Consider the following 23696-nt stretch of genomic DNA (forward strand, 5'->3'; position numbering starts at 1 on the left):
TTTTCAATGATCTTCTTATTCTTGTTACCGTATTCTTGGACTCTTATTGAATCTAATATCAAATCCATCAATGTTTGAGCAGCTTTATCTCCCGACATTTCATATAAAACAAGAAACATACGCTTTTCATTAAGTTCCAGTTCATATGAACAAAGTATTTTTGCCAGATAATTTCCCACTTCGTCATTTAATTTGCTTTTTGTAGGATCATTCATTAAGGTAGCTAGCACTGCTTCCAATGCTGTTTTTTCATCTTTTTCATTTATTTTGAGAATACCAATCAGCCTCTTTTCTGACCCACAAACGACCTTTAATACCTTTGCGTCTGATCTTCCAGATTCTATAGGCCTATATAAAAAAACAGGACCAATCTCTTTTAGTTCTTTATTATTGCTAATGTATACATTCAATTTATCAATAATTTCCTGGGATGTCATTTGAATAGCCCCTTTCTATATTCCAATAAATAGCATTGTATTGGATTATATCAACAAATGTATTATTATGCCATATAAATGGGGATACTAATTAGCCAAATTCTATTGATGCTTGTGATCAGAATCCAACTTGAGTCTCTTTATCATCGAATTTGTATCCCTTCTCCTGTTCATAGGCATTCATCATATCCTCACCCGTAAGAAGCCGATAATTTTCTTCCGATGTTATAGTTCTCAATCCGATTCTGATAGCCTGCTTAATCTTGGCTTTTTCAAAAATATTTCGAACGAACCTGCCGTTGGAAAAGTTCTTAGTTTTTTTGTTTGCATCCTCTTCCATTCTTTCTCTGAAGTATTTTAAGGCACAATCTTCTAGTTCATAGTTTTCCTCATCACACATTAGCGTTAATATTTTAATCAGTTCATCAATTGAATAATTCTCAAAATCAAGCTTAAAGTTTATCCTGTCGGCAAGTCCAGAATTTTGCTTGATCATTTTCACCATTTCTTCCTTATATCCGGACATGATTACTACAAGGTCTTCGCGGTTTTCCTCCATAGCTTTTACCACCGTCGAAATCACTACCTGTCCAAAGTCATTTTCGGATCCCATATAGAGACTGTGGGCTTCATCGATATATAAAACTCCCCCGATTGCCTGACGGATCACCTTGCCAACTTTTTCTTCGGTATGGCCAATATATTTTCCGACCAGGTCATCTCTTGTCACTTCCACAAATGCGTCACTCTTAACCAAACCTTTTTTGTGAAGCATTTCTCCAAGTATTTTGGCGACAGTTGTTTTACCGGTCCCTGGATTCCCTGTGAAGGCCATATGAAGTCCGATATTCTTAGAGATCAGCCCGCTTTGTTTCCTTTTCTGTGTCACCTCTTTCCAGGCAACAATTTCTTGGACAAGATTTTTCACCTGCCTCAAACCGACTAATTTATTGAGCTGATTCTCTGCATCGTCTTCCTGCTCTATTGTCTCCGCACCAAAATATAGCTTGAAGGCGGCACTTTCGCTGATATTTTTCTTGGTAGCAAGCGTCATTATTTCCTGTTCATGCTTATGAAGGGTAACTAAATCTGTTTGTTTACCGACCTCTAAGAACCTTTGCTTAATTTTTTCGCGCAAAGCAAGTATTCGATACAGCGAATTTAGTTCCCTCAGGTCTTCAATAAAAATGAATTTCGATCTCTTATTTCCAACGACATCAGCTATCCTGTGCTCAAGGTCTTTAGGCAAAATGATCGCTTCCGCTCCGCAGTTAAGAGCAGTAATAACATAAGTGCGGGTCATAGGGTTGCTTCTTACTTCGCCAAGCAGCGTAACATCCCCCAGAACGACATGGTTCTCCGGTAATGCAATATTTAGGAAGGCCGAGTAGATTGAGCAAAATATGGCTAATTTATAGTTTCTGTCAAACTTGAAACCACTCAAATTCGCAACAAATAACAGAAATGAGTAGTTTCTGATTTTTGACTCAGAAATGCTCAACGCCTTATGATTCACCGTCATATAGCCTGCCATCTGATTGGCTACATCTTGATAGGCTCTAGAATTATCGCCAATGACAATTGGGTCTTTTTTGTCTTCAGCAAGTAATGACTCGATTTCAAGCAGGGATCCCTTTCCACTTGAAAAATCCATGCCGCTAGTGATTACCTTACCGACTTTAGTTTTAATGATTTGTCCTCGCGGCATATCGCAAATGATGCCCAACGCGACAGCTCTCTTCACCGATAGATAATAGCCTAAATTTCCTGATTCCAGAAGATTCCTGGATACCATTCTGCATAGTTTCCTGATTTTCTTTGTCAGACTGCGAATGCCCGCCTGCTCATAATCCTCGTCTGCCAGTCTGGATATGACTCCTCTGTCAATCCTCAGCGCGCCTCCCTGAAGCCCGTATTCTTCTTTTGCCCTCGGTATGAGGTGTTTTTGACAAATGGTATACTTTTCTTCCCTACTATATGGCATGATCTCGATTTCATTCATTCGATCAAGAAGTGTGGGCGAGATATTCTTTTTCTCATTGGCTGTAGCTATAAAAACAATATCACTTAAATCCACAGGCACATCCAAAAATCTATCCACAAAACAATTGTCATGGTCAAGCACATCCAGAAGTGACGCTGCGCCGTCGTTATTCCCGTTGCGATTGCCCATTTTGTCAATTTCATCGAGGAGTATGACCAGCTTTCGATGGCCCGCCCGGAAGAGAATGTCAATTATTGCTCCGGGCTTTGAGCTGGCGAACTGACGAACAGCGCCTTTAATAAAAATCTCGTCATTCAGTCCCCCTAATGGCAATTTATATAATTCCCTGCCCATGGCTTTGGCAATCTGACGAGCAATCGATGTCTTGCCCGTACCCGGAGGCCCAGAGAGCAAAAGTGTTTCGTTACTGATTTTTCCTAACTTGTTATTCGAATGAATATATTCGATAATTTCTTCCTTAAGAGCGCTCATGCCATAATGGTCCTCATCTAATATTGCCCTAGCTTGTTTTATATCAACTGTTTGATAATTTTCCTGCGTCCATTGAATCCCGGATAAATAGTTCAGTCTCATTTTGCTTTTACTGTACTCACTTGAAGACTTGCTGCAATTCGATAATCGCTCATTTTCAAGCGCAATTTCTGATCGAATCAGAGCAAGCATCATTAGCATTTTTTGATCTTCCGGTTCTCTAGACTGATCAGCAATTGGCTGAGCATCCTCGGATGCGCTTTTATCGCTTGAAACATTACTATCGGATCCCTGATTTTCTCCGGTTTCAGCTAATTGTTTTCTTCTTTCCTCAATCCAGCTTTTAATCCTGGTGAGATCGTTTGCTCTTTCTTTTTCTTTCTCTTTCATTTCCGGTAAAATTTTTTCCTCGCTCATTCCAATCCCTCCAGCTCTATTCCCAAAAAATAAGCTCCCAGTTCTTATACTGAGAGCTTACCATAATCTGAAATACGCAATTACTTTTGGGGTTCAAAAATCAGCGCTATTTAAGACAGCAAAAGCTAATCCAATCTCTGTTTTATTTCGCTTACTGAATTAAACCTCGCCTTGACATCCTCGGTAAGCATTTTACTCAGCAGAAAATTAAAATCATAGTCGCTTTCAGGTTCATATTGATAATAATTATCCTCGCAAAGCAGAAACTTATCCATGGACGGTCTCTCTCCAGTTACCAATTCATACAGAATAGCACCGAGAGAATAGATATCCGCTCGTTGGTCGACATAATCCATCATGTTGTAGATGACTTCCGGGGCAGAGTAATCCTCAGTATAGTTTTTCACCCATTTTTCCTCTTCAATCAAAGAAGAGCCGAAATCAAACAAAAACACCACACCGGTCTGATCAATAATAAAATTAGACGGTTTAAGATCCAGATGACAGTATGCTTGATTGGTGCTGTGCAAAAAGATGACAATCTCAATTATTTGAAGGAAGATCGAGGATATTTCATTGAACCGCAGAGACCTTTCCTTGAGGTAATCGCTAAGAACAGACCCTTTGATATAATTCATGGCAATATATGTGGTGTTGTTGTACTCCCCATAGGCGTCCATATCTGGAATCCGATTGATTGAATAATTTTTACTTTGAATTATGGCCAGGTTGTTGATTTCATTCTCAAATAATCTTCTGAGTTCCTCCGCCTCAGAATTGTAAAAAGAGATTTCACCGGCGCTGTTTCTTTCAAAATTGATCGTCAGTGGGGCAAGCTCCTTCAATAAAACCTTTTTATTGATTGATGAGCTGATACAAGCGTCAGCTCCGCAATAGGAGCGTTCCGCTTCATAAATAAGAGAGGTTCCTCCCCTGGAAATTAATTTAACAATTTTGTAGGTCTCATTACTGATTTTAATCGTGCTCCCAGGATTCAGAGGTATCCTTTTATCCATTCTCGTTTTCCACCCCAATTTCTGGCGAAACGCTAATCACTCTCATCAAATAGCTATCTTCCTCAAACCCGAGCCTGTTTTTCAAGATACCCCTAAATTCATTAATGTTCTGTTCCTCCCATCGGGAGGCAGCCTTAGCGACCAGCTTTGAAAAGTTGATGTTCATTTCTTTGCCACTTTCCATCGTCAGGCTCTTAATATAAGTTATTTCTTCATGGTTGGCTGGCGCGTTGCTCTCTTTTACATAGGCCAGAAGATTTCTTGATACTATCTTGGAAACTTCGAAATAGAGCCTGCTTAGTTCTTCACGCCTGACTCTAACCAAGTTCTCTTCCTGACCCATGACAAGGCTTTCGACAAAATTATATAAGGGTCCGAACATCACGACCTGCTCGGTCTTCGACAGTAAAAAGTTTTTTGCAATGATATATATTGCCGACTCCTCTGCCTCTTCATAGGCAAGCTTCCCGGCTTTTTTCAGCAGGGTATTATATATCTGGATCGTCATTCTTTTCATCAAGCAAGCAATGGCCGTTAGATGGCTCAATTCGGGAACGCTTGAACCATCCAAATAGCTGTAATGCGATCTGTCGGACAATTTGAAAGCCTTGCAGAATTTTGTGACCGAGTCATAGCCCTCGAATTTGAGAACCTGCTGATAAAATAAGGCAAAGCTGCGTATGTACCCGAAATGATCATCAATAAATTCATCCATCTTATCCCATTTGATATCCTTCATCCCCGACGCAATTTGTTGAGTCAATACGGATTTCTCCATGACATGCGCTTTCTTCTCACTATGCCAAACTTCCTGCTCCTTTTTTATTCCTTCCTGAATCCATTCGTACAACAGCTTTTTGTCCTTTTCATTGATAACATCGTAATTTCTCAGGAATTTGGTGTAGTTAAGCCTTTCGTCGTCCGAAAGCTTCAAGGCTTCAAACAGTCTTACCGCCTGAAGATATTCCAGAACAACCTGACCCGCTTTCGTGCCATTAAAGGCGCTGTAATAATACCTGTTTTGATCCGCATCAACTTCGGGCGAGACCAGTTCCGCTTTCTCAAGGACTTTTTTCTCAGACAACCCCTTCATTTGGCATAGTTGTTTAAAATAGCTGCTGAACGCTTTAACACTTGACTTTTTCGGCTTGTACTCCACAGTTTCAAGCGCCGCGTTTTCTCGATAACCATACTGAATGAGCTTTTCACGAACTTCATCGATGATCATTCCATTTTCCAGACCACTGTACATGATGAATTCTCGGAGATTTTTCATATAAGTGCCATATCCCGCGGAGATTAATAGTCGGTCAGCGTCCCTTGGCTGCAGCCCAATTGCCAGCGCCATCAGCAAAATTGTGTCTTTCGTCGGTATCAAGACGCACTTGTCCTCAGTAGGACTATAGAAGCTGAGAGTTCCCATTCCAAGCTTGTCGGTCATTCGCTTGATATTCTCTATTTGGATGCTGCCATCTTCGTTGACAAGAGCAAACAATGAATTATCTGCGGCATACTCTTGAACAATGATGTGAAAAGTTTCATCAAAGGTTGTAAGCCTCTCAGAGTTTGTATTCATTTCCTTCAGTTTCCGCAGGATTTCTTCATAATCAATATTCATCTAATTCCCCACTTTAGCTTAATCCTCTTTATTCTTCATAGTTTTAAGACATCGGTTAATTATAGCAATGGCAATTTATTAAATCCATCTATTTATTCCCATCTACCAGTGGATCCTAATAAAGTGATTTGAGAATTTCTCAAACAAATCGAAAACAGGATGCTGATAGTATGCGAGTTGGTACAAAATAGTCAGCCCCATCGCAGATAGAGTCGCGACCTCCAGTCTTTTCGATACTACTTCTCTGAGGCCGACACCAAATATGCCGATTACTGATTTGGCGATTCCAAATCCGTCGAACCCCGGCAAAGGGAGCAGACTAACAAGCGCAATAAAGATATTAACTCCCATGAAGCTAATCATGCCATATTGAAAAAAATCATGAACGCTCTTATCCAGATGGAACCGCAACATGATATAGGACACGAAACCTGCTGAGATAGCAGTGACAAGATTAGCCATAATCCCGGAAAATCCGAACAACACGTTTTGTATAATCCTTGTCCTATTAGTTTTGGCGTTACTTTTATAGATCACTCGTTTACCCCACATAAAGCCAAACAGTATCCCTGAGAACATACTCAGTAACGAAATATGGACAAAAGGGTTGGGAGTGTTTCTGAGAGAGTTTGTGAACTCTTTTTTGCCAAGTTTAATCGCCATTTGATAATGTCCATACTCGTGCAACGTAATTGCAACCCCAAAATATATCCAAAGTTTTAATATATACGTTATGGAATGTTCATACATCTTTTTTCAACCCCTACCCATAATACTTTGCAGTAACTTGAAGACCCTCTCCGGGTACCCTATTATTAAGAAATCGAGCCAAGCAATCCCTAGTCCCAAATAACTATTGATTACTATAGCTAACAACAGAATTGCTCCAACAATTAACGTAACTCCGCCAAGATCCAGGACGTCATTGGCTATTAGCTGAATGAATATTCCCCCGTCCAAGAAGGGGATCGGCAAAATATTGAAACAGAAAAAATAGACATTCACATACGCAAAACAAATTAATAGATCCATCATTTCAGAGTATCCGGAGCCCATATCCCCAGGATAGTTTTTCAGATAATTAATGATAAAAAGTCCAACTATGGCTGCTACTAAATTGGAGATTGGCCCTGCGAGCTTGGTTATTATTAACACGAAATTTTCATTGTACCGTTCATTAATATTATCTTCATCAAACATGACCGGTTTTCCAACTAAAAGACCCGTAAAGAAGAATATCAGAGTTCCTCCTAGTGTCATGTGGGCAGCAGGTCTTAGCGTTAGCCTGCTCCTAATCGTTTCAGAGCGGTCTCCAAAACAATAGAGCACAAAAGCATGACTGAATTCATGAATGGCTACACACACTGATATTGCAACAAAAAATAAGATTGTAACTACCATGGAAAAATGAAATAGCATAGGCATCCCCCCCTAACATAAAATCTGATAGATCTGTATTAAATACAAATCTATCAGATTTTAATTAGGCTATTTACTTTTGGGGTTCAAAACAAACCAATAATTGCCCTACAGGGCAACCTCCACGAAGCAAGAGAATCATCTTGGAGGCTCTCATTGATAAAAAATTCCCCTCACAAGGAGGGGTATTAAAGATGAGGAGAAGCAAAGCAAGCATCAAATATTCATAACACAGACAATAATCCTATTACAACTCTTTCCATATAGTTCATTGCTTAATAATATCATTAATTAGAAATCTTGAAATAGGACATTAGTCCTCATTTCAGAGGATTACCCCTCAAAAAATTGTTTAGCTGATTTCTTTGTAAATCCCAAAGTATATAATTTCAAATTATTCCAGCCTCTTTTTCCTTTAATTTATACGCTATATCTTTATTTCTCAGGATATAGGCCTCGTGAACTAGATCTTCCCTCTTTCTTTCACCTTCTAATAAATTAAAAATATCGACTTTTTCAGCCGCTTTAATGAACTCATTTAAATAACTCTTCAAGATTCATACTAAATCCCTGCAAAACCTCTGAATGGGCTAGTCTGATCCCCTTGGTCATCATCAGCTGTCCTAAGCTCAATGTCAAAGGGTGCAGGAAAAACTTCGCATTCTTTCCCTTCAAGGAAATTGAATAACTTTGCATGTAATCTACTGGAAATCCTCTGATGTTTCGTCGACGGAGATGGTGTCATATACATAATTTCATCGATGTATTCTAATCTACTCTCGGAATTTTCCCTGAGTTTATTATATTCAGCGATTGTAATTACTTGAGGTTTAGTTAAGCTCACTATAAACACCCCACATCTGCAAGGATTTTACCAAATTATAGCACAATCAACCTACGCGTTCCATTGATATCCTCTTTAACGCCTTTCCACCAACGAAGTCGAAAAACCGAAAATATGCTGCAGCCGGTACTTTAAAAATTTCGGCAATGTAACTTGTAATATGTTGAAGGAAAATCTCTTTTATTCGTTCTAGAACACTATCCATCTTTCACGACTCCAGTTCGCAAATATTACGTTATGCCTCACAGAAGTTCAAGATTATATCCATTTATTGGTATTATCAGCATAACATGCAAGACTGTTATTTGTCCATGCTCATTATTAATTCATTAGCAATATTAGGGCTATCCAGTCTCATGATACTTTCTTCAGCACTCCCAAAACTCAAAAGATTGATACTTCCATACCACACAATTCTTTGGTTCGTCAATCCAAATTCGTCACTGGTGACGAATTTGACCTACACCCAGGCGCTCATACTTCTTGGGATCTAGAAAGAGGCGCGGAATGAGTTTATCGCAGAGCATGATGTAATCATGCTCTGTTTCGATTAAAGCTGTCTCAAACCATTCCTTGAGGATAATATGAGAAATTTAAGACGGCATCTAGCCTTGCTTTTACTTTCTCGTATGCTGGAAAAGTGATAAACATTAAGTTCACCTCTAATTGTTAGTGGTCACTCAATAATAACTGAGCTTTTTCCTTTATACGGATTTTTTCTGGTGGCAAGCGAAAATAGATACGGATAATCTTTTTTTAGGTACTTCATGTAACATACCCATTCAATTGTTAGGAAGCGATATGCTCTCATGACGTCGTTTGACAGATGGGCTATATCGTTCTTAGGTAGCCCCTCTAAGCTTTCCCTGCTTTCAAGTTCCTCCGTGACATGTAACAACGCCCAAAGCATTTCGGTGAAGGCATCATGTTCTAATAGATTTGGATTGTCAAACATCCGCAACAAATAGGGCTTGTTTGCATGTAGGAACTCCCTCATTGATACGAGCTGTATTGAAGTGGATTCAACCTGAAATTTAAAGCCTTTTACTATGTTTGACGCCTTTTTAAATTCAGCTTCATTCCATCCCGAATCCACCCTCAGACCAACCTCCAAAGCAGACAGATTTAGATTTGAACTAGTCATACGAGAGATAGCCTCAGCACCAAGCTCACTAAAAAATGCACTTATTATAATGTTCAACTTCAGAAGCTTTTCTTGTTTCTCTCTTGCAGTCAGGAGTTTGTCCAGAACGAGGGTGACAATGATTACCTGAAGTGGAACAAACGCCAGATCCTGAAACAGGTAATAAAACGTATCTCGTGGAGAATTAAAGATATAAATTTGAATGGAGTACAATAATGAAGAACTGATAATTAGTAGAATACCGATAAGTAGGTTTGCACGAAAGTTCTTAATGTCAGGCACCCCCTAATGTTAATCTTAGTGTCATCGAGAACCGCTATTTCCCTATGGTTACCATCGATTATTTCAAACATACCTGGCCGGATTTCGTATAGTAATTCCATCAATTTCTGCACCTCTTATTTCGCAAATGACTGGCAACTGGCCGCCAATGCCTGCCGTATAAGTTCAATGGCCTTTGGTCCCATCCCATGAGACTTCTGGACATCTTCTTCTCGGAGCTGAGTGAACTGCTCTAGGCTTAGATACTTTTCTTTGGAATACTACTTTCACACGGAACCCCTATTTGACATTTTCCACAACCATATCTCGGTTTATGTTTTTCAGCTGTTTTGTTTATGAATTCGGAACATAGTTTGTGGTCTTTTCCTTTCTCAACGGATATCGCATTGACTGGACAATTTTTTCCGCACACCCCACACATAGAACAGTGATCATAGATGCCTTCATACGTCCTTGTATCAGCTGATAACTCTAACTCGGTAATGATACTGCCGAGTCTACCTGCAATCCCCTTCTTGGTTATTAGTCCTTTAGATAGTCCGAAGGTTCCAAGTCCACATACATAGGCAACATGCCTTTCCGACCAATTGCTTGTAAAGGAATTCTTATTTTCGTTAGCACTGGTTTTTGCCCAGAACCTTTCATCCATAGACGGCACAAGGCTTTTATATCCGGCATTTTCTAATTCAAAGTTCAGGTACTGGCAAAGCTTAATAACTAAAGCTTGTCCTTCAATCCGTCCATGCAACCATTCTTCTGAAGGCCAGGACATATCCCTTCTGTTGCCCATTTTTACTATCTCGGTAAACGGTAGAAAAAAGGAGATCACGGTTTTGGGCTGAGGTAACCATTCGTGGGGGGCCATAAAGTGTTGACCTATTACCGTTGGTTGTTTCAATAATTCGAAATACTGATCCTCAGCAGCCCCAAAAGCAAATATCGGCGTCTCGAAAATCTTCATGCCAACCACCTTCTCCGAAAGCGCAATTTCCTTGGGAATACGGTTGTACTCTGATTCTTCAACAAAATTACTCCCCATTGTGATTATGTCCTGCTTATCCATACAACAACACCTCCATCACTAAATAGATTCATAGGCCAAGATCACTCGCTTCGGCGATAAGCAATGCTCTCATAAGCTCTGTAGACAAGGTAGCCCAATACCCCACCAATCGTATTGAGTAGTACATCATCGATATCCAAGCCTCCGACATTAAATATATATTGGCAGATTTCAGCCACAATACTTGTCAGCAAGGTGATTCTTGTAATAACGATTAATCGACCCGTTCTTTTAAAAACTAGCGGTAGTAGAAATCCCATCGGCATAAATGCCAATATATTTCCGGCCAGATTAATAAGGATGATACTGACTCCAAAACTCTCATAGTTCTCAAAATAACTTGCGATTGTTTTCAAGGGAGATAGGTTATAGCGTCTTGGACCGCTATGAGAACGATACTTCCCCAGAAATAGCTCCCAGAAAAGAACTATTGTGTAACCTAAAAATAATAACTGATAAACCCTATTCCATAATCTCGCATACATTAAACTTCTACTTCCTTCAAGAGAATCTAACCTTTTCAAAGTGTCACGATCCACTACATAGACTTGCCCTTAACCTTTTCTCCAAGCTCTGGTACGATCCCAGGAAAGGAACTGACCGCATACAAAGCATAGCCTGTTATTTCACCCTTCGCGAAACGACACGTTTCGCCAAATACTCGCTACACTCGACAGTGACGAAAATCCAAATTCGTCACTGGTGACGAATTTGACCTACACCCTGGCGTACATCCTTCTTGGGACCGCATCAAGCCGGGCTTTAAATTTTCAATCTATGCAGAAAAAGCTATGTATACTAGCATATGAAGAAACTCTCTTTTAATGGTAAAAAATCGTAAAATTCCACCCTAATAATGCCTGCTTAATGCCTTACAGGTACTTTATTTCAAATTGACGGCGAAACATGGCGAAATAGTAAATAAGAAAAAACCACCCCTACTTCAATAATGTAGGGGATAAGGGGCACTGGTTTCAGCAGCATTTGCCAAGGTATTAAGTATTTATAGGTTCATCCCACCAAGAATATCTCTCAACTCTGCGGTTCCTCTTAGGAAAGCGTTATACCCTTCCCCATCCTCAAATGATCCGGCTAATTATAACTGCTTTACCTGCCAGACCTAAGTCTCTCTATCAGAACCAAAGTTAAGCTTTTTTAATGCCAGATATTTTATCAATTCCTTCTTTAAGACACATTTTATCATAGCAATAAGTAATTAAGTTTCCTAGCTCTTTTATATCCTCAACAGAATTAATATAAATCTTTGATTCACCTACTCTTTTTGGAGCTACTTCAATCTTAAAACCATTAGAATATTTCGCCAAAGTCTCTGATTCTATTCTAGTGACAAAATTTTTATTATTGCTTTCTAGATTTATTTTAATAAACCAGTTATTTAGATTAGATACATAAATCGAAAAATAGTTTTGAGTATCTTTATAGCCTAGTTGATCGACATTTCTACCGTACTTTGCCAACATCACTTTAATGTACTCAAAAGATTTAAGATCATCATCTGTGGTGATTATTTCCTTACTTTTAATCTTGTCATCAAATTCGTTTTCAATGATAACATTAGGCTCGATATTAGTACTAACTTCCTGTCGGTATAGACCATCACTTACTCTATCCAACACAGCATTGGATATAGATTGTTTAACAATAGGTCTGAATTTTTCTACTATATTGCTTGTAATTCTTTGGAAATTGAAGTCTTTTAGTAGAAACCTGACAAATTCATCACTAGGGTTTTTCAGTAGCTCTTTAATGTTATTGTCCAGTGTAGAAGCATAAGTAAGTTCTTCTGCACATCTTGTCAAAGACTCCTTATTGAAAGAATCTTTCCTAAATTTAGCTAAATTCTCAATCTCGGATTCTTTTAATTTCGTAATATTTACTACAAAGAAGGGTTTATTATCCATTATATTAGTATCATTAATGTCCGTGAAAAACCTGTACTCTATACCGTTTGTAATTATTCCTACACTTACGTCTTTAGCGGAATTAAAGTATCTGCATAATTGAGCATCATGATTATGTAATTTCTCGTTCACTGATTTAGCTTCAAAAAACATCACTGGAATAGAATCCTTAAATATAGCATAATCAACTTTCTCGCTCTTTTTCTTACCAAAATCAGCGATGTATTCCGGTCTTACTTCAAGAGGATTATAGATATCAAACCCTAGCAATTGAATGAATGGAAGTATAAGGGATTGCTTTGTCATCTCTTCATTTGTAACATGGATTCTTCGTTCAGCAATTTGAGTTGATAATTTCTGTAACTCCTCTTTGAATTCCATTAATTATTACCTCTTTCCTACCATTGAACGAATAGCCTCTGCTCGCACCTAGCAATCCTGCCAAGCCAAGCGGTTGCCCACCGTTGATGTATTTCTAGTTTCTTGTATTTACGTCTAGCCCATCGAACTAGCGCTCGATTCATGTGTCTGAGTACAGAGTACATTTCCGACTTGTAAAAGCGTCCATAGTAATTGACCCATCCCCTCAACACGGGATTAAACATATGGGACATTGTGGCGCAACTTGGCATTCGCGGTTGGTAGCCATAGTCAATTTCCCAGTATCAATAATCACGATTTTGGATGTTCCACCAGCGTCTAGTAAAGACTACCGGAAAGAAGTCAAAGGAATAGAGGGCTGGTGCATTGATTCAATTACGAAATAGTGGTGTCGTTCAAAATAGTAAATTCCTCTAAGGATACTCCTTATAGCGAAAAAGACTTCAGGCTTAGACGTTCGCCCTCATGTTCGGAGGGAGGGGATACAATAAGTGGATTAATAATATTTTGTTCAGCTTTTGCTTTTTCCTCATAGCTAAGGTAAATAATAGTACTGTCTCTTTTCCCAAGTCCATTTATAGAGGCTCCTAATTGAAGGCCCACCTCATCAGACAAAATAAACCTATCATTCATTGGAGTTTTACCTGATTCTGTAACAGCCATAAATATCAACGTATCTGGTGGTACTTGGTCACATATTTTATGCCAGTGCTGTTTATAACTATTGGGGATGTCACCATTATTCCATTCTGCAAGTTTACACGAAGTAATAATCTGAACACGTGAATTTTGGGATATAGCTTTTAATATTTCCAGATCATCACTTCTAAAGTCTGGGTCATATATTTTTATATAAGTACCCGTGTTTTCAGCTAACCAATCCTGAATGGTTGCAATAGCTTCTTCTCGCTGTCCCATCGAAAAAGTCAACGTATCAGAATCAAAGTATTGATAGACCGAATTACTGCATTCTTCTGTGGAAGCTGTAGGTTGATTAAACAGTTGACCTAGCTGAATTATCATTCCTAGTTGAGCCATAGTGCCAGAAAAGATGTTATTCAGAGTTGACTCTTTATACGCTCTTTTATTCTTTAAGATTGCATTTTCTATAAACCATGATATCACTAAGAATACTGTTTCATAGTTTTGTCCTAACGAATGATAGATCCATTTTGCAATTAATTCATCATGTTGTGTCATTCCTCTGCCAGAACATAGTGACGTCAAAACTCTTCGGCACGCATCATTAAGTGCATTTCTACACGCCACGGACTCCATGTTGTCGATTCTTTTTGGATCTGCATGAAGAGTAAGGGCTTGAATATTACCTTCTACTTCCTCCCTAGTAACGATGTTGTCAACTTGGCTAGCTATATTTGTTGCCAAGTTTTGGTCTATTGAATGAGCTAGTTCAATTATATTGCCTAATAATTGATCTCGTCCTTCTTCCGGTGCACACATTTGGGCTAATTTAGCTGCTTCCTTTACTAAATATTGAGCACTTATTTCATTTGAAATGTCTTTATATGCTTCTGCCACTATTTGAAAACGGTTAGCTCTGTCTACATGGTTATTTATTAGAACCAGGGTATCCTCAGCACTTTTTAAAAAGTTAGTTCCCATAATCTCATGGCCTGCATAAGCTTCTACTCCTGCCATAGCCAGGACAAAAGCCCTATCAGCGATGTTGGTAATTAACATCGCCTCTTGCTTTATAACATTCCATTCCGGACAAATCCTATTCCATCTATCTGTTGCTCGATATGGAGTTGACATTGCCGCATCGCGCAGCTTGCAAAGGCATGCTTTACATGCTATTAGATATCCCATATGTTTAATATTTCTCGCGTCAGGAAGCTTTAAGTGAATAATGTAATGTAACTTTTCTGCCACAATGAGCAGATGCTTTTCTTTTAGATTACTGGTTAATTTTTTATTACCATATTTATTAGAAATAACAGTTATTGAATTTACTAATATGCTAATATTCTCATATATATATCCATCAGTATTTAACAATTCCAAAACTTCACATATTTTCTGTGCATCCACGTAATCAATTTTGTTCTCTGGTAGCGACTTTATGTCAACCGGGTCACTTGGTGGACGACAACTAAATAAATAATCAATTATTTTTTGCAAAGCTGAATCTTGTAAAGGAAGTGGCATGAATTTAACCTTTTCGAATATTATATTGCGCTCATATTCATACAATAGTGGGGCTGATTGGATTATAGACTGATTATATATTCCAATATCATCTATCTTTTCAATAATGTCTAAAGTCTTCTTGGCAACATCCTTAAAAAAATCATCTCTTCCACTTAGTAGACATCGCAAGCCTAAATCTGTTAAAAGATTACATTGATGTAAACTGGAGGGAATAAACATTATGGCCTTTTTAATTAAATTAATTTTTTCTGCACAATCGGCTTCATTAATAATGCTAGGAATCATTCGTATAACCAAGTCACAGGTATTAATATAAATTTTTGAAATTCTTTCATCAGCAAAAGAATGTCTCCGTTTTTCAACTGCTAAGTCAAAAATCTTTTGCCCATATTTAACGTCAACATCAGCAATGATATCTGTTATCTCAAATCCTACCCTGACTTGTTCCCATAAGGGTTCAAGTCTTTTCACGGAGTCTAAAAGTTTTGTATTTAGCTCTTCGGCAAGGACTGGATCATCTTTTGATATCCATTTTATACCAAAAGCATAGCCATAAGCCCTTCCTTGAAAACTATGGATATTATCTACCTTTTTAATATACTTAAGTTTTTCAGATTTTAGTATGGAAGTATTCTTCTTAGAGAAGCGATCTATTATTTGAACTAATATCCAGTTTCTTTGATATACATTTTGAATTTGATCAAGTACATGTAAAATAAAATCATTATCAATTTTCTCGAAAGCTTGATCGGTGTATACCTTGAGTAGCTCCGTATAGCCTTCATCCCTCCTTGTCTCCATATTAAGTTTTTTAACCAAGGCAAAGGCTATGTTATGGTCATATCTTGTCGTTGCAGCGATCAGACGTTTGGTTATATCTAAATGATTTGCAGACTCATCCATTAACTTTTGGTATTCTAAATTTAGACGTTCTGTTATTTCCTTTTCCAGAGCTTTATCATCAGGGATTATTTTGCTTAAACTAATTAAAAGTCTCACAAGAATGTAACACTTTGTATCCACATCAGGAAGTTCGTCGATTGAAAAGTATACATTGTACAGTCTGCTAATTGCTGCTTCTTCTGACCATTGTTTTTCGACTTCTGCAAGTACTAACTCAAGCCTAGTATACTCATCTAACGGATTTTTTAATACCGTTGCTTTTAAAATGTCAATTTGGATCACTAGCTCTTTAGAGATGGAAGAATTCTTACAATAACGCAGTGGCTGTGCAAACTGTCTAAGGTGAAGCTGTGTGGGTGTATATTGTTGAGAACCCGTCATAATTCTAAGTGCCTCTGCTACTACATTTGAGCCATCTTGTTGCTTTGCATTTATATTACACCATGACTGTAGAAGAAACAGCTTAACCGAAACATCACTTATTTCATTTACCTCATTTAAGATACTTTCAGTACTCATGCCAGCAATTGAAGAAGAGGTTGCCTTGCAAAAATCCCTAAGAGACTGATTTTGTATTTGGGCTCTAATGTTGTCTAATTCGCCTTCTGACTCCAATCTTAAATACATTTTTGTTAATAGAATGTCCATTAACTTACCCTTGTACGTTTGAAGATTATGCGTTTTACTAGCAATTCTTTTTAGTAATTTTAATGCTAGATTTGCCTTAACATGAAAGATATTTGTACATATGTCTAATAGTTTATCCACTAACTCGTCGTTTAGATCTAAAGTGTTATCTACAAGATTGACAGTATCTTCTAAGGTGCTTAAAATATGATTTGGAATATCCAACTTTTTTCTTCTCATGTAGTTACAAACTGTACCCAAGAGTTTTAGCCTATCTTCTGGAAGCACACATGCATATGACTGTTTTAATGCCTCTTCGTGATTTCCTAATGAGAGCATAGCATTAATCTCGTTTTCTAATACTGGTGGAGATGTTACTATTCCTGTAAAAACTGATTCCACAATAGCCGCCCAAGAGAGTCTTTGCCAATCTTTATGCTCATATGCCATCTCAGCAAGGATTCGTAAATTCCTCCTTGCAAGAGAGACCTGTTTCGAAGAATCAATAAACTGAACTAAAGACTCTGTACTTAACAAAGCCGTCAATGCAGCAAAATTATCTGATTTTTTATACAGGGTTGGCAAATTTATAAATGAGTTGCCAGATTCCTTATCTTTCTCAAAGTAGGAAATTTGTTTTTGAGTTATTATAGGTTTGTAGTCAATTAATTTATTGGATAGAAATGTTTTATAGGAACCCATTAGGTCTATTACTTTACTTTCTGGGTTTTCTCTTATAAACCTTACTTTTGCAAGATTAGATTCTAAGTTAATTGAATCAAGTTCTAATATGTCTTCAATCGTTTCTTTAAATAAGGGGTTCAAGGAATAAGACAAAAGAGCCAGTATCATTAGTACGCTTTCATCTTTAATCTGTAATTTATTCCATTCTTTCTCAAGAAGATTATTAAAGGCAGTAGGCAATCCGTTTATTAATTCATCTACGTCTGTCCCATTATTTATTTGTCTCTTAATCTCATCTAGGTATCCCGGCATTCCTTCGCAAGCTTTATGTACAATTAATGCTTGCTGCACGCTCATACAATCTGCTAAATATTTTTGAGTTTCTTCTTGGCTAAAACCAAGAATGTCCCAAGGTTCGTACTTGAAATTATATTCTTTTGTTTCTCTAGTACTCACGAGAACATAGACATTATCCGCTCCACTAGGCAAGAGCTTAATAAGATTTTCTTCACCAAAGTTATCCGGAATTAAATGAAGACCATCAATGACAAAATAGAACGGCCCTTTTCCTCTTTTAGCTTCATTTATTAAACAGGAATATAACTTGTTAAATATTCCTTTAAGCTCATATTCTTGTGCAAATTCCAAGTTTATACTTGAGATTTTATGTGGACTATTAATTTTTATAGCATGCTTCATTTGCTCGCAAATTTCTTGAAGAAAACGTATTGTATTATGTCCCCAATAGTCCTCTCCAACAAAAAAGGAAAAAGTTCTATCACTATAATATTTAGTAAACTGCGCTAACAAGATAGTCTTTCCAGTCGACACGTCACCTTGAACCATAATCACTTTCCTATTTTTAGAAAACATTTTTGCTAGATGTCGAACTAAGGAGTCTCTAAATAAGGCTTCATCTGAAACCATAGGAAACGTTGCATTATATTGCGTGAGATCCGTTTCTTCTAAGTCTTGTTTAAATATTGTTGCCACAAATATTACCTCCGTTTTTTGATTGGATTCTGTTGTCCAACAGTCCTTTCAAAGTTTAACGTGTGGTCGTCTTTTTTTCAAAGCTCATTTTTGTTTGTTACAGGAATGCTCCTTATAGAATTAAAGGTAATATTCTGCAAAGGATAATTACCTTCTATAATTTAAATATTCGGGTCTTATAATATAAAACATTTACTATTAGCTAAACATTTCTAAAGTTCGCTCAATATGTTCTGCAAATGATACTCCAACATTATTGACCTTGCTAAATCCATACTCTTGAATTAAAGAATCATCTTTCATTTGAGCACCTCCAGTTTGGCTCTTCTTTAGCATTTGTATAATATTGTTTGAAATAAAAAACTTCATTTCTACTACATCACAATTCTTCGGTTCATTGTCATATGCAATGAATTCTTGTTTTAGAATCCTATTGTAAGTACTTGGATATTTGTATTTCAAAATCATAAAGTACAAATATACTTCCAATACTTTTACAATCCGATTTGATTGTAATGCAGTTTCATTAATATGATCTTCGTAAAATAAGCAAAAAACGATAAAATTATTAGTAATTTTATCTATGTCTCTTAATGACAACTTTAATTTAATATATGAATTAGTAATAACGTCCATAAAACTTGCTAAATTACCCATTCGAACAGTAAAATCTTTTAATTTTATTACAAGATATTGTCTTATATCTCCAGAGGGGATATTGATATTAAAATCGAAAAATCTTCTCAGATACCCCGCTGAATCCATGCCTTCTCCATACATGGTTGCTATTGAATGGGACAATTGCTCCAAATCAACTGCAAAGATAAAAACTATGTTTTGAATATTAAAATAGTGTTTAACGATTTCTAATGTTTCAACTGCGAATGTAGGACGACATCTATCTAACTCATCAACAAAAATAATTAATTTTCCATTTTCAGGTACAAAATTGATGAGTGCTTTTCTGAATTTTTCTTTTTCTTCAATAAACTTCCGATATTGTTCAAAATAACTTTCTACTTCCTTTTCAGCTGCGCCATCAATACCATTACAGACCAAGTCGGCTGTTTCAATACCTATTGTTTTTTTAATACCATCTTTTAAAATTGCTACCCCACACGATTTCAGAAAGCTTATTGACCTTTGCTTTAAATTATCCAACAAGATATTGTCTTCTTTATATACATCCATTTCCTGTAATTTATAGATTAATGGAATAAATGCATCATCAAAATCATCGTTCTCCCAGGCATTATAATATGATACAAAATAGTTATTATTAGAATTCTCCTCCGCGACCAACCAGTTTTTCCACATATTAAGGAGATAGCTTTTGCCTGAGCCCCAAGAAGCATCTACTGATATAACAATAGACTTGTTTTCGTGTAGTTGATTCCATTCATTTATAACTTTCATTAGATTTTCCACAAATGTTTTCCTATTTAATAAATCATCACAATCAAATTCTAAATTTTGATATTCCATTCAAATACCTCCTAAGAGGTCGCATTATCGACATTAGTACCACTCCTATTTAGCATATCAACACCGGAGATACTAATTACTTTCATCTTCAGTATTTCGCGCGCGTCGAATTATTCCACTCTAACATTTCCACATTTTCTTACGATTTCCTCCTAGGATTGTGGAAATATTCCAATAAAAAGCAAAATAGCCAGACCGTTTATAAAAAAACGATCCAGCGCGATATATTCCCACAAACACGCTGTCACTCTAATAAGACTATATCACTTCTCAAACCCTCTTATACCAAGGCTTTCAGCTCAACTCAAATATAGCACTATTAAGCACTCCACGCGTATCGTTCACGGAAATATAATTGTCACTTCAGTCTCAGTTAAAACATACTTCAATTGAAATTCCCCACAAATTTCCTATTTGAATGAAGCACACAGTCTTGTTTTGCGTCGATTCTGTGTTAATTTAATGTCTTATCGATAGCTTCTCCACGGCGTTCGCTTTATCCCGCTCAAACGGCTGAGTGTAAATCCTTGTCGTATTTAAACTCCTATCCCCCAAAATTCTGCTACCATCTCCAGACCTTCGACAGTTTTTAAGAGATTTCGAGCGAACGTATGCCTAAGGGCATGGGGATGTAGATCGGGCAGTTTCGCCAGCTAAGCGTACTGATCGATAACCTGCCTAAATCCACTAGCTGTTAAGCGACCTGTTCCCTTCCCTCGCTGACTTAAAAACAACTGTCCAAATAACGAAAAAGTAAGCATCTCGAAAACTCGAAATGCTTACCGCACAAGACTTTTGGCAAAATTTGGTGCGCCACCCAGGGATCGAACCAGGGACCTGCCGATTAAGAGTCGGATGCTCTACCAGCTGAGCTAGTGGCGCGAGGCCTAAATAGTATAATAGACCTATCTGAACAACTTTTCAAGTAGAAAACAAAAAAAGATTATAACAAACGACTTAACCAGATAATAATCCATCATGGGGTTGGAATTACTGCCGGTCGGTTCTGGGAATGCAGATTTTACTTGATTCCCGTATAAATATGAACAGCATCTCTTAAGAATTTCGCTGTACCAGGTTGTTGCTCATCATAATATGCCGTGAATCTCGGATCGTCGACATACATTTGTGCCACTCCTGCATGAGCTTCTTTCGTGTAGCTATCCCAATAAAAACATAGCCATTGACGATGGAGATCGGCCGCTTTTTGGGCGAGTTCTCCGGCAGGGTCCCCAGTTTTAAATGCGGCTTGAAGGGTTTCGATAACCTCTGTGCCGAGTTTTGTCACCTCAGCAAATTGTTCTTGTGACATTCCTTTGACTTTTTGATTGGATTTGTTAACCGTCTCAGCCCCATATTTTTCGCGTATTTCTTTCCCATACTTTGCTTCATTGTCATCCACTAATTTTTGCTTAAAGCCTGCAAACTTTTCTTGATCCATCATCATAATTCTCCCTTCACTTTGCGCAATCGTCTTTTCAACATTGGATATTAACACATCCAATTGCTCTCGTTTTTCAAGAAGCTTCTCACGGTGTTCTTTCAGTGCCTGCGCTCCATTAAATGATGGCGCGGTTACAATATCTTTAATACTATCTAAGCTTACTCCAAGCTCACGATAAAAAAGAATCTGTTGTAACCGATCAACCTCAGCCTGCCCATAAATGCGATATCCTGACGAGTTAATTCTTGCCGGCTTAAGCATACTTATCTCATCGTAATATCTCAGAGTCCGGGGGCTGACCCCTGCCATCCTAGCTAATTTCTGCACCGTATATTCCATGTGATCCCCTCCCTGAAATGACTATACACCTTTACGCAACGTCAATGTAAAGAGGTATTTTTAGATTTGTTAACGATTTATCTTCAAGCTGCGAAAATATAAGATCACCGAAGTAATAAAAGCAGTTAAAATTTTTATAAGAAGATCCGTTGACGTGTCTTCAAGTCCACCCTTCACCAGATTCGTTTTAAATAAGTAATCCCCAGTAAACTCAAACATTTCCCATAATGTACCTAGGGCAATTGAAAAGCAAAATGCAAAAATTATTTTTAAAAGGGTAAATCGACGTAGCGTTGTTTCTTGATCCTTTCTGATCGTTCCTTTCATTGCATATAAGGCAACTATCACCGCAAAGCTTCCAAATAAAGCGTGAAGAAGTAAATCCCACCACCAAAAGGTCAGATAGAATTTCTTGATTTCTCCCAAGTATTGCGCGAGGAAAATAAATATCAACAGAAAGGGTTGAAAGCTGGAAGGCAGCACGATGTTCTTGGAATTAGCAATACGTGTCATAATAAAAGGAAGAATAAGACAGAACATGGCGAGTAACGTCAAGCTTAAATTCTTCCCTTGTCTTGCTGCCATACTAACAATTGCTGTAACAATCAGAATCACTTCAAAGAACGATGCTATACCAACAGAAAGCTTGCTGCTTTGATTATTCACCATGAAATACTCCTTTGCACTGGCAGTCTGTCCGCACGAACTACCCTACCCCTACCCCAACCCAAGCAAGAAAACTAATCTATAATACATTAGCGTACCCCGAAAACGGGAAATAAAAATAGCAAAGTAAGTCCTGCATTTGCCGTGACGTTTTAACGTCCTTTTCGTATTAGTTACTGAGGAGGTGAAAAAGTGGTTGAGAAGACCTTCAAACGATTCTTTATAGAGAAACAGCCTCATCCCCTTTTACGGAGATGAGGCTGTTTCTTGTGGAGTATAAAGTACCTTGGCTAAAAGGCAACGATTAACCCGGATTGCCCAGCATAAGTTGCAATCGTAGCCCCCATATAATGAATGATAATTTCTTTCGGATGAAAACGCCTCTCCAATTCCTGAGCGAGGAATTGCGCATCGGAAAGATTATCGACATGAGTTATACCAATGGCCCGATCCGAAAAATTAGTGCAGCGTTCTCCGACAAGCGCAATAACTCTTTGGAGTGACTTTTGTCGCCCGCGCACTTTTTCCAGCATCTCGGCACTTCCTTCGACGTTATGTAGAATGGCTTTAATTCTCAGGACCCTCGCTAGAGTGCCTTGGAATCGACTAAGCCTCCCCCCTTTAACGATGTTTTCCAGAGTATCCAAAAGGATGAGAAATTTCATTTCTTTCCGGTATTGATTCATTTGGGAAAGGATTTCGTCTATCGAAAATCCAGATTGGGCCATTGCGGCGGCTTTGATAACTTGTAGACCATGCCCAATGGAGGCAGCCTCAGTATCAAAAACGACCACCTCGGAATTACCGGATAGTTCTTTCCCGAGATTAGCCGAGCCAAACGAACCACTCAGCTTCGAGGACACGGTAAAGCACAAAATCTTGCCTTGCTCTGAGAGTTCGGAGAAAATCTGGGCATAACGGGCGGGAGTTGGTTGCGAGGTCTTAGGAAGTTCCGGAGATGCAGCCATTTCCTTGTAAAACTCCTGGGGAGTGATATCTATTCCTTCTGCATATTCTTGACCGTTTACATGAATGGTCAAGGGTACTGTATGGATATGGTACTTTTCTAATAAAGGTTCGGGGATATCAGCAGAACTATCGGATATGATCTGAATCATAATTTCTCACTCCAACATGTTTTTGTATCATCTATTCACATTATCTTGATTAAAAACTCCAATATATCTGGATGAAAAGAAAAAATGTGTCACACAAGATTTCGATGGAAAGACGGAGAATCCTGCCAGCTCAGAAGGATAATTATTAAACTCGTTCAATATAAAGCAGAGTATCAGGACTTCAGATGGAAATTCTACCCCACTAGACTAGGTCGACCGCTAGAAGTAACTAGTCATTTAATAGGA

18 protein-coding genes and 1 tRNA gene are annotated in these 23696 nt (G+C 37.9%); all 19 read right to left on the reverse strand.

The features are described 5' to 3' along the window. Window positions 1–437 (reverse strand): hypothetical protein (locus tag UF75_RS13390; RefSeq protein ID WP_045575101.1); only part of this gene is annotated, 437 nt, incomplete at its 3' end. Between the two features lie 118 nt (window positions 438–555). Further along, window positions 556–3330: an AAA family ATPase gene (locus UF75_RS26280; RefSeq protein ID WP_052693233.1), complete on the reverse strand. Its 2775-nt coding sequence runs from the start codon at window positions 3328–3330 to the stop codon at window positions 556–558. A gap of 125 nt (window positions 3331–3455) precedes the next feature. Beyond that, window positions 3456–4346 (reverse strand): serine/threonine-protein kinase, encoded by an 891-nt coding sequence (locus UF75_RS13400; RefSeq protein ID WP_045575102.1) that lies wholly within the window; start codon window positions 4344–4346, stop codon window positions 3456–3458. Beyond that, complete coding sequence (locus UF75_RS13405) at window positions 4339–5964, reverse strand: hypothetical protein (RefSeq protein WP_045575103.1); 1626 nt, start codon at window positions 5962–5964, stop codon at window positions 4339–4341. The genes UF75_RS13400 and UF75_RS13405 overlap by 8 nt, the downstream gene beginning before the upstream one ends. 102 nt (window positions 5965–6066) lie before the next feature. Beyond that, a complete protein-coding gene (locus UF75_RS13410; RefSeq protein ID WP_207642479.1) occupies window positions 6067–6627 on the reverse strand; it encodes a hypothetical protein in 561 nt (186 codons plus the stop codon). Between the two features lie 93 nt (window positions 6628–6720). Beyond that, the gene (locus UF75_RS13415; protein ID WP_045575105.1) at window positions 6721–7383 is read right to left on the reverse strand and encodes a site-2 protease family protein; all 663 of its coding nucleotides are present in this window, start codon (window positions 7381–7383) and stop codon (window positions 6721–6723) included. A gap of 562 nt (window positions 7384–7945) precedes the next feature. Further along, entirely contained in the window at window positions 7946–8227 is a 282-nt protein-coding gene (locus UF75_RS13420) for a Uma2 family endonuclease (protein WP_242860230.1), read from the reverse strand. A gap of 46 nt (window positions 8228–8273) precedes the next feature. Next, on the reverse strand, window positions 8274–8432 hold the full coding sequence (locus tag UF75_RS28275; RefSeq protein ID WP_156146426.1) for a hypothetical protein: 159 nt from the start codon (window positions 8430–8432) through the stop codon (window positions 8274–8276). Window positions 8433–8903: 471 nt separating this feature from the next. After that, on the reverse strand, window positions 8904–9428 hold the full coding sequence (locus UF75_RS13425) for a hypothetical protein (protein ID WP_242860231.1): 525 nt from the start codon (window positions 9426–9428) through the stop codon (window positions 8904–8906). A 463-nt stretch (window positions 9429–9891) separates the two neighbouring features. Then, window positions 9892–10716, reverse strand: a complete 825-nt coding sequence (locus UF75_RS13430) for a 4Fe-4S binding protein (RefSeq protein WP_045575106.1) — start codon at window positions 10714–10716, stop codon at window positions 9892–9894. A gap of 41 nt (window positions 10717–10757) precedes the next feature. Next, the gene (locus UF75_RS13435) at window positions 10758–11201 is read right to left on the reverse strand and encodes a VanZ family protein (protein ID WP_045575107.1); all 444 of its coding nucleotides are present in this window, start codon (window positions 11199–11201) and stop codon (window positions 10758–10760) included. A gap of 660 nt (window positions 11202–11861) precedes the next feature. Continuing rightward, window positions 11862–13019 (reverse strand): type I restriction endonuclease, encoded by a 1158-nt coding sequence (locus UF75_RS13440; RefSeq protein WP_045575108.1) that lies wholly within the window; start codon window positions 13017–13019, stop codon window positions 11862–11864. 17 nt (window positions 13020–13036) lie between these two features. Further along, entirely contained in the window at window positions 13037–13270 is a 234-nt protein-coding gene (locus tag UF75_RS27150; RefSeq protein WP_082075142.1) for a group II intron maturase-specific domain-containing protein, read from the reverse strand. 175 nt (window positions 13271–13445) lie between these two features. Continuing rightward, window positions 13446–18398, reverse strand: coding sequence for an ATP-binding protein (locus UF75_RS13445; RefSeq protein ID WP_045575109.1), 4953 nt, complete (start codon window positions 18396–18398; stop codon window positions 13446–13448). Between the two features lie 198 nt (window positions 18399–18596). Continuing rightward, on the reverse strand, window positions 18597–19883 hold the full coding sequence (locus UF75_RS13450) for a P-loop NTPase fold protein (protein WP_045575110.1): 1287 nt from the start codon (window positions 19881–19883) through the stop codon (window positions 18597–18599). Window positions 19884–20689: 806 nt separating this feature from the next. Then, window positions 20690–20765 (reverse strand) — tRNA-Lys (locus UF75_RS13455). A 139-nt stretch (window positions 20766–20904) separates the two neighbouring features. After that, window positions 20905–21666 carry a MerR family transcriptional regulator gene (locus UF75_RS13460; RefSeq protein WP_045575111.1) on the reverse strand — a complete coding sequence of 254 codons (762 nt, stop codon included), beginning with the start codon at window positions 21664–21666 and terminating at the stop codon, window positions 20905–20907. 69 nt (window positions 21667–21735) lie between these two features. Next, window positions 21736–22335, reverse strand: a complete 600-nt coding sequence (locus UF75_RS13465) for a hypothetical protein (protein WP_348983056.1) — start codon at window positions 22333–22335, stop codon at window positions 21736–21738. A gap of 287 nt (window positions 22336–22622) precedes the next feature. Next, window positions 22623–23450 carry a DegV family protein gene (locus UF75_RS13470; RefSeq protein ID WP_045575112.1) on the reverse strand — a complete coding sequence of 276 codons (828 nt, stop codon included), beginning with the start codon at window positions 23448–23450 and terminating at the stop codon, window positions 22623–22625. Between the last annotated feature and the right edge of the window lie 246 nt (window positions 23451–23696).

It is taken from the genome of Desulfosporosinus sp. I2, assembly GCF_000960765.1.
In the GTDB taxonomy this organism is placed as follows: Bacteria; Bacillota; Desulfitobacteriia; order Desulfitobacteriales; family Desulfitobacteriaceae; genus Desulfosporosinus.

What these genes read in the sequence shown, in the direction of transcription:
- UF75_RS26280 (WP_052693233.1), bottom strand. Translation starts at nt 3,330, where the DNA reads ATGAGCGAGGAAAAAATTTTACCGGAAATGAAAGAGAAAGAAAAAGAA.
- UF75_RS13400 (WP_045575102.1), bottom strand. Translation starts at nt 4,346, where the DNA reads ATGGATAAAAGGATACCTCTGAATCCTGGGAGCACGATTAAAATCAGT.
- UF75_RS13405 (WP_045575103.1), bottom strand. Translation starts at nt 5,964, where the DNA reads ATGAATATTGATTATGAAGAAATCCTGCGGAAACTGAAGGAAATGAAT.
- UF75_RS13410 (WP_207642479.1), bottom strand. Translation starts at nt 6,627, where the DNA reads ATGGCGATTAAACTTGGCAAAAAAGAGTTCACAAACTCTCTCAGAAAC.
- UF75_RS13415 (WP_045575105.1), bottom strand. Translation starts at nt 7,383, where the DNA reads ATGCTATTTCATTTTTCCATGGTAGTTACAATCTTATTTTTTGTTGCA.
- UF75_RS28275 (WP_156146426.1), bottom strand. Translation starts at nt 8,432, where the DNA reads ATGGATAGTGTTCTAGAACGAATAAAAGAGATTTTCCTTCAACATATT.
- UF75_RS13430 (WP_045575106.1), bottom strand. Translation starts at nt 10,716, where the DNA reads ATGGATAAGCAGGACATAATCACAATGGGGAGTAATTTTGTTGAAGAA.
- UF75_RS13435 (WP_045575107.1), bottom strand. Translation starts at nt 11,201, where the DNA reads ATGTATGCGAGATTATGGAATAGGGTTTATCAGTTATTATTTTTAGGT.
- UF75_RS13440 (WP_045575108.1), bottom strand. Translation starts at nt 13,019, where the DNA reads ATGGAATTCAAAGAGGAGTTACAGAAATTATCAACTCAAATTGCTGAA.
- UF75_RS27150 (WP_082075142.1), bottom strand. Translation starts at nt 13,270, where the DNA reads ATGCCAAGTTGCGCCACAATGTCCCATATGTTTAATCCCGTGTTGAGG.
- UF75_RS13450 (WP_045575110.1), bottom strand. Translation starts at nt 19,883, where the DNA reads ATGGAATATCAAAATTTAGAATTTGATTGTGATGATTTATTAAATAGG.
- UF75_RS13460 (WP_045575111.1), bottom strand. Translation starts at nt 21,666, where the DNA reads ATGGAATATACGGTGCAGAAATTAGCTAGGATGGCAGGGGTCAGCCCC.
- UF75_RS13465 (WP_348983056.1), bottom strand. Translation starts at nt 22,335, where the DNA reads ATGGTGAATAATCAAAGCAGCAAGCTTTCTGTTGGTATAGCATCGTTC.
- UF75_RS13470 (WP_045575112.1), bottom strand. Translation starts at nt 23,450, where the DNA reads ATGATTCAGATCATATCCGATAGTTCTGCTGATATCCCCGAACCTTTA.